A 7,339-nucleotide genomic window follows, 5' to 3' on the forward strand; every position below is an offset into this window, starting at 1 on the left:
CCGGGCCCCCCCCGGGCGCCCCCCCCCCGCCCCCCCCCCCCCCCCCCCCCCCCCCCCCCCCCCCCCCCCCCCCGGGGCCGCCCCCCCCCCCCCCCCCCCCCCGGGTGCGGGAAATCGGAGCGGACCCGTCCGGGTGAATCCGTGTCGGCCCGCGGTGGCCGGGTACGCGGTCGGCACCCCGAAGGATGTGGAGGGAGACATGCAGCGAGGCAGCGACCGGCTGAGTGTCCACCGCGACGACGAGATGAAGCACGAACTGCAGGGTCTGCTCAGGTCCGGGCATCCGACCCGCACCGAGGAGTGGAACGATCCGGAACCGATCGCCGAGGACGATCCGGACGTCATGTACGGGCCGGTGACCCCGGGACGCGGACCGACGTATCTGGAGGCGCTCCGGCTCGAGCTGGCCCGGAACCTGACGCGGGGCACCTTCCCCGCGGGTCCCCGGGAGCTGACCCGCGCGCTGCGTCGCGGAAACGCGCCCGACGCCCTCGTCGAAGGGCTGGAACGGCTGCCCCACAAGGCGCGCTACGACAACGTCCAGGAACTGGCCGTCGCCCTGACCGAGAACGGACCGGGCACCGGGTCCCAGGGCGCGTAGGCGCGGGGAGGGCCGTCCCACGACGGCCGGTCTCCCGACGAGACACGCGCGCCGTGCGGTGACCGGCCGCCGGCGCGCCAGGAAAGGAGCCCCACACCCATGCGTATCGCATTTCTGACCGCGCCCGAGGGCGTCGAGCAGGTCGAGCTGACCGAGCCGTGGAAGGCGGCGGAGGAGGCGGGCCACGAGCCCGTGCTCGTCTCGACGAAGTCCGGGGAGATCCAGGCGTTCGACCACCTCGACAAGGCGGACACGTTCCCCGTGGACGAGGTGGTGGGCGAGACGTCGGCCGACTCGTTCGGCGGGCTGGTCCTGCCGGGCGGCGTGGCCAACCCGGACTTCCTGCGGACGGACGACGGGGCCGTGGCGTTCGTGAAGGACTTCTTCGCGCAGGGCCGGCCGGTGGCCGCGATCTGCCACGCCCCGTGGACGCTCGTCGAGGCGGACGTCGTACGCGGCCGGGTGCTGACCTCGTGGCCGAGTCTGCGGACCGACCTGCGCAACGCGGGCGCCACCTGGGTGGACGAGCAGGTGAAGGTCTGCGACCACGGCGACAACACCCTGATCACCAGCCGTAAGCCGGACGATCTGAAGGCGTTCTGCGAGACGTTCCTCGCGGAGTTCGCCAAGGCGGACGGCTGAGGCGGCCAGGCGGCCTCGTCGGCTCCCCCGCCCCCGGCCCGGGCAGTACACCCGGGCCGGGGGCGGGCCGTGCCGTCCGGGTGCGTGCCCTCGGGAGCCCGGTGCGCTCAGGTGCCCGGCGTGGCGTCCTCACCGGAACCGCGTTCCCGGGCGCCCTCGCGGGTGCGGCCGGCGGCGACCGGGCGACGCGGGTTGCGGCGCAGCCACTCGCCCTCGAGCTGCGCCATGCGCTCGTTGTGGACCCGCAGCGCGTCGTTCGACCCGTACAGCAGGGTGTCGTGGCGCGTGCGGTGGATGGTCTCCAGTTCCTTCATGAGCTGCTGGTCGTCCAGACGGCCCGGGGCGACCCCGGTCGCGGTGTTGTCCCGCGTGTCGTGTTCGTTCATGCGGTCCGGGTACCCGCCCCGGAAGCACTACCACCCACCCCCGAGCGGCATCCGGGAGGGAGCCATGGATCTCGCGTTTCTGCATCCTCTCTACGAACACCAGGGGCCCTGGGCCTCCGTGTACGTCGACCTGTCCCGCAACGCGGAGGACACCGCCCACGAACGTGAGCTGACGGCCGCCGCGGTGGCCCGGGAGCTGGCGGCGCAGGGCGCGGACGAGGCGACCTGCGAGGCCGTGCGCGAGGCGGTGGACGAGCTGCGGCACGCCTCCGACCCGCACGGGCGGGCACTGTTCGCCTGCGGCGGCCGGGTGGTCCTCGACCCGCCGCTGGCGCGCGTCCCGCAGGGCGGCACGGAGACGTACTGGGCGCCGCTGCCGCACGTCGCGCCGCTGCTGGAGCTGGCCGGCGAGGACCCGGTGTGCGTCGTGGCGTACATCGACCGCAAGGGCGCGGACTTCGAGCTGCGCAGCGCGCTGGGCAGCCGGGACGCGGGTTCGGTGACCGGACGGCAGTGGCCCGTGCACCGCACGAGCAGCGCCGACTGGTCGGAGCGTCACTTCCAGCTGCGGGTGGAGAACACCTGGGAGCACAACGCGGCGGAGATCGCGGACGCGCTCGCCGTGTGCCAGGAGGAGACCGGCGCCGACCTGCTGATCCTGGTCGGGGACGACCGCGAGCGGCGCTCCGTGCACGAGCGGCTGCCCAAGCGGCTGCAGGACCGGATCGTGGAGGCGTCGCACGGCGCGGGCAGCCGGCTGCTGGACGCGGACGTGGAGCGGCTGCGCGCCGAGCACGTGCGGGCGCGGGCGCGGGAGGACCTGGACAAATTCCTGGCCGCCCGGTCCCCGGACGACGAGGGCCGGGCCGCCGCGGCGGAGGGCGTGCCGGCGCTGATCGAGGCCGCCCGGGAGCACCGCATCGACGAGCTGCTGATCATCCCCGACGGGCCCGACACGCACCGCGAGGTGTGGATCGGCGAGGACCCCGACCAGCTGGCGATGCGCCGTACGGAGCTGAAGACGCTGGGCGAGCAGAACTCCTGGTCGGCCCGTGCGGACGACGCGCTGCTGCGCTCGGCGGTGATGACCGGCGCGCCCGCGATCTCGGTGACGTCGGCCCTGCCGCAGGACGAGGCGGACGACGTGCCGGTGGGCGGCCTGGGCGCGCTGCTGCGCTGGCGGTGACGCCCTCGGCGCCTCCCGGCGTCCCCGGTGCCACCCTCGTCTCCGTCCCCGACCCCGGTGCCTCCCCCGGGCACGCGTCCGCGGTCACCGGGCTCGCTCCACCCGCCGTTCGTCCCAGACCGGCTCCGGTGTCTCGCGGACCCGGCCGTCGCTGCCGAAGACGAGGTAGCGGTCGAAGGAGCGGGCGAACCAGCGGTCGTGGGTGACCGCGAGGACCGTGCCCTCGAAGCCCTCCAGGCCCTCCTGGAGGGCTTCGGCCGATTCCAGGTCGAGGTTGTCGGTCGGCTCGTCGAGCAGCAGGGCGGTGACGCCCTGGAGTTCCAGCAGCAGGATCTGGAAGCGGGCCTGCTGGCCGCCGGAGAGGCGGTCGAAGGTCTGCTCGGCCTGCTGGGTCAGTTCGTAGCGGCGCAGCCTCGACATGGCGGCGCCCCGGTCCTGGGAGTGTTCGGTCCACAGGATGTCCAGCAGGGTGCGGCCCAGCAGTTCGGGGTGGGCGTGGGTCTGGGCGAAGTGCCCCGGCACCACGCGCGCGCCGAGCTTCCAGTTCCCGGTGTGGGCCACGTTCTCGCCGGCGAGGAGGCGCAGGAAGTGCGACTTGCCGGAGCCGTTGGAGCCGAGGACGGCGACGCGTTCGCCGTAGAAGACCTCCAGGTCGAACGGCTTCATCAGGCCGGTGAGTTCGAGGCCCTCGCAGGTGACGGCGCGGACGCCGGTGCGGCCGCCCTTCAGGCGCATCCGGATGTCCTGTTCGCGCGGCGGCTCGGGCGGCGGGCCGGCCTCCTCGAACTTGCGCAGCCGGGTCTGGGCGGCGGCGTAGCGGGAGGCCATCTCGTGGCTGACCGCCGCCGCCTGTCGGAGCGTCAGGACGAGCTTCTTGAGCTGGGCGTGCTTCTCGTCCCAGCGGCGGCGCAGTTCCTCGAAGCGGGCGAAGCGCTCGCGCCGGGCCTCGTGGAAGGTGGCGAAGCCGGCGCCGTGCACCCAGGCGTCGGCACCGGCCGGGCCGGGCTCGAGGGAGACGATCTTCTGGGCGGCGCGGGCGAGGAGTTCGCGGTCGTGGGAGACGAAGAGGACCGTCTTGCGGGTCTCCTTCAGCCGCTCCTCCAGCCAGCGCTTGCCGGGCACGTCGAGGTAGTTGTCCGGCTCGTCGAGGAGCAGCACCTCGTCGGTGCCGCGCAGCAGCGCCTCCAGGACGAGGCGTTTCTGCTCGCCGCCGGAGAGGGTGCGCACCTGCCGCCACTGGGCCTTCTCGTAGGGCACGCCGAGCGCGGCGGTGGTGCAGATGTCCCACAGGGTCTCGGCCTCGTAGCCCTGTGCCTCGGCCCAGTCGGCGAGGGCCTGGGCGTAGCGCATCTGGGCGGCCTCGTCGTCGACCGTCATGATCGCGTGTTCGGCGGCGTCGACGGCGCGGGCGGCCTCGCGGATGCGGGGCGGCGCGACGGACACCAGCAGGTCGCGTACGGTCGTCTCGTCCCGGACGGAGCCGACGAACTGGCGCATCACCCCGAGGCCGCCGCCGACGGTGACGGTGCCGCCGTGCGGTTTCAGCTCCCCGGACAGCAGGCGCAGCAGGGTGGTCTTGCCGGCACCGTTGGGTCCGACCAGGGCCACCACGGCGCCCTCCCCCACCCGGAAGGAGACGTCGCCGAGCAGCGCCCTCCCGTCGGGGAGGTAGTACTCCAGGTGTGCTGCTTCGAGGTGACCCATGGGGCCGGATTCTCCGGCTCCGCACGCGCCGGGCGCAAATCCTTTTCACGGCGTCCGCACGCGGGGCGCGCCACCCGCAGGAAACGCCGCCCGCGGGGTAGGCGGGAGGGCATGAGCCCCGACGTAGACCTCACCGCCCTCACGCCCGGTCCGCATCCGGTCCGCAACGGTTTTCTGCGCCTGGACCAGCGTGCCTTCGAGACCGTCGCCGCCCGCACCTGGCCCGGCGCCGACCCTCTGCTGCCCCGCCTGAGCCGCAGCGCCGACCACGGGGTGCTGTGGTTCGCGGTGGCCGCCGCCCTGGCCGCGTCCCGCACGCCGAGGGCCCGCCGTGCCGCCGCCCGGGGCCTCGCCTCGCTGGGCCTGGCCTCGCTGACGATCAACACCCTCGGCAAGCGCTCGGTGCGCCGTGCCCGTCCCCTCCTCGACCCGGTGCCGCTGGTGCGGCAGCTGAAGCGGCAGCCGATCACGACGTCGTTCCCGTCGGGGCACGCGGCGTCGGCCGCCGCCTTCGCGACCGGGGTCGCGCTGGAGTCGCCGGCGTGGGGCGCGGCGGTGGCTCCGGTGGCCGCCGCGGTCGCCCTCTCCCGCGTCTACACGGGCGTGCACTTCCCGAGCGACGTGCTGGCCGGCGCCGCCCTGGGGGCGGGGGCGGCGTTCGCCGTACGGGGCATGGTGCCGACGCGCGCCCAGCTGATCCCGCCGGCCCGGCCGCGGGCGGAGGTGCCCGCGCTGACGGAGGGCGAGGGGCTGGTGATGGTGGCCAACATCGGTTCGGGCACCGCGGACCGGGTGCGGGCGCTGTGCGACGCGCTGCCCCGGGCGGAGGTCGTCGAGTGCGAACCGGCCGACGTGCGGGCCGAGCTGGAGAAGGCGGCGGGCCACGCCCGGGTCCTCGGGGTCTGCGGCGGCGACGGCACCGTGAACACCGCGGCGGAGATCGCCCTGCGCCACGGTCTGCCGCTGGCGGTGCTGCCCGGCGGCACCCTCAACCACTTCGCCTACGACCTCGGTGTGGAGGACGTGCGGGATCTGTGCCGGGCGCTGGAGCGCGGCGAGGGCGTGCGGGTGGACGTGGGCCGGTTCGTCTCGGGCGGGCGGCGCGGGATCTTCCTGAACACCTTCAGCCTGGGTGTGTACCCGGAGCTGGTGCGCGAGCGGGAGCGCTGGTCGTCCCGGATCGGCGGCTGGCCGGCCGGGGTGCTCGCGGCCGTGCGGGTGCTGCGCGCCGACCGGCATCCGCTGGAGGCCGAGGTGCGGGGCCGCCGGCGCCCGCTGTGGATGCTGTTCGCGGGCAACGGCACGTACCACCGCCGGGGCATCGCCTCGGGGCGCCGGCTCGACCTGGCGGACGGGTGTCTGGACGTGCGGGTGGTGCACGGCGGCCGCCGGCCGGCTCTGCGGCTGCTGTCCGCGGCCCTCGCGGGCCCGCTGACCCGTTCCCCCGTCCACGCCGCGGTGCAGGTGCCCCGGCTGCGCCTGTCGGGTGTCGCGCCGGGCACGCTCATGGCGTTCGACGGCGAGCTGACCGAGACGGAGGGCGAACTGGTGCTGGAGAAGCTGCCCGAGGCGCTCACCGTCTACCGGCCGCTGGCCGGCATCCGGCCTTCGGTACCCGCCGTGTGATCGTCGCCCCGCATCTCCTGACGAACCGTCAGTCCATATTCCAAAACGCTGGTCTCACCATGTGGTGCGCGGGCGTACGGTGATCCTGCTGCCGGGCGGGGTCCTCGTACCCCGCGCACCGGCATGCCGGGCCGTTGCCATCGCCGTCGCCGTCGCCGTCGCCGTCGCCGTCGTGAAGAGGGGATCCAGTCATGTCCGGACAGCGGGAGACCGCCGTGTACACGCACGGGCACCACGAGTCCGTGCTGCGCTCGCACACCTGGCGCACCGCCGCCAACTCGGCCGCCTACCTGCTCGGCCGCCTGGAGCCGCACATGAGGATCCTGGACGTCGGCTGCGGACCCGGCACCATCACCGCGGACCTGGCGGAACTGGTGCCCGACGGGCACGTGACCGGTGTGGACCGGGCCCCGGAGATCGTGGAGCGGGCACGTGCCACCGCGAAGGAGCGCGGCCTGACGAACACCGCCTTCGCGGTCGCCGACGTGCACGCCCTGGACCATCCGGACGACACCTTCTGCGTGGTCCACGCCCACCAGGTCCTCCAGCACGTCGGCGACCCGGTGCGGGCGCTGCGGGAGATGCGGCGGGTGACCAGACCGGGCGGGATCGTCGCCGTCCGCGACTCGGACTACGCCGCCATGACCTGGTACCCGGCCTCGTCCGGCATGGACGACTGGCTGGACCTCTACCGCCGGGTGGCCCGCGCCAACGGGGGCGAGCCGGACGCCGGACGCCGGCTGAAGGCCTGGGCGCTGGAGGCCGGGTTCACCGACGTCACGGCGACCTCGGCCACCTGGACCTTCTCGACGCCGGACGAGCGGGAGTGGTGGAGCGGCCTGTGGGCGGACCGCACCGTGGAGTCGTCGTACGCCGAGCGGGCCACGGAGGGCGGCCACGCGACGGCGGAGGAGCTGCGGGCCGTGTCGGCGGCCTGGCGGGAGTGGGGGAAGCGGCCGGAAGGGTGGTTCAGCGTCCTGCACGGAGAGGTCCTGTGCCGGAAAGAGGGCTGAAGGGCGCCTGAGCGGTGGGGGGGGGGGGGGGGGGGGGGGGGGGGGGCGGGCGCGCCCCCCCCCCCCCCCCCCCCCCCCCCCCCCCCCCCCACACCAAAAAAAAACCACCCCCCCCCCCACCCCCCCACCCCCCCCAACCCCCCCCCCCCCCCGGACCCCCCACCCCCCCCCCCCCCCAAAA

7 protein-coding genes are annotated in these 7,339 nt (G+C 74.8%); 5 read left to right on the forward strand and 2 right to left on the reverse strand.

Features of this window, described 5'->3' with window-relative positions; translation table 11 throughout:
* The first annotated feature begins 199 nt into the window (after positions 1–199).
* Positions 200–601 carry a DUF2795 domain-containing protein gene (locus ACFYOJ_RS35355; RefSeq protein WP_356558849.1) on the forward strand — a complete coding sequence of 134 codons (402 nt, stop codon included), beginning with the start codon at positions 200–202 and terminating at the stop codon, positions 599–601.
* Between the two features lie 99 nt (positions 602–700).
* Positions 701–1,243, forward strand: a complete 543-nt coding sequence (locus ACFYOJ_RS35360; RefSeq protein ID WP_356558851.1) for a type 1 glutamine amidotransferase domain-containing protein — start codon at positions 701–703, stop codon at positions 1,241–1,243.
* A gap of 107 nt (positions 1,244–1,350) precedes the next feature.
* On the opposite strand, the gene ACFYOJ_RS35365 is transcribed toward ACFYOJ_RS35360, so the two are convergent.
* Positions 1,351–1,629, reverse strand: coding sequence for a DUF6158 family protein (locus ACFYOJ_RS35365; protein ID WP_356558853.1), 279 nt, complete (start codon positions 1,627–1,629; stop codon positions 1,351–1,353).
* Between the two features lie 64 nt (positions 1,630–1,693).
* On the opposite strand from ACFYOJ_RS35365, the gene ACFYOJ_RS35370 reads away from it, so the two are divergent.
* Entirely contained in the window at positions 1,694–2,815 is a 1,122-nt protein-coding gene (locus ACFYOJ_RS35370) for a Vms1/Ankzf1 family peptidyl-tRNA hydrolase (RefSeq protein WP_356558855.1), read from the forward strand.
* An 84-nt stretch (positions 2,816–2,899) separates the two neighbouring features.
* Here ACFYOJ_RS35370 and ACFYOJ_RS35375 read toward each other — a convergent pair whose 3' ends face one another.
* Positions 2,900–4,519 carry an ATP-binding cassette domain-containing protein gene (locus ACFYOJ_RS35375; protein WP_356558857.1) on the reverse strand — a complete coding sequence of 540 codons (1,620 nt, stop codon included), beginning with the start codon at positions 4,517–4,519 and terminating at the stop codon, positions 2,900–2,902.
* 111 nt (positions 4,520–4,630) lie between these two features.
* Here ACFYOJ_RS35375 and ACFYOJ_RS35380 point away from each other — a divergent pair, with 111 nt between their 5' ends.
* On the forward strand, positions 4,631–6,145 hold the full coding sequence (locus tag ACFYOJ_RS35380) for a phosphatase PAP2 family protein (protein ID WP_356558859.1): 1,515 nt from the start codon (positions 4,631–4,633) through the stop codon (positions 6,143–6,145).
* Between the two features lie 191 nt (positions 6,146–6,336).
* Positions 6,337–7,158 (forward strand): class I SAM-dependent methyltransferase, encoded by an 822-nt coding sequence (locus ACFYOJ_RS35385; RefSeq protein ID WP_356558861.1) that lies wholly within the window; start codon positions 6,337–6,339, stop codon positions 7,156–7,158.
* The last annotated feature ends 181 nt before the right edge of the window (positions 7,159–7,339 follow it).

It is taken from the genome of Streptomyces sp. NPDC006384 (assembly GCF_042870695.1).
GTDB lineage: Bacteria > Actinomycetota > Actinomycetes > Streptomycetales > Streptomycetaceae > Streptomyces.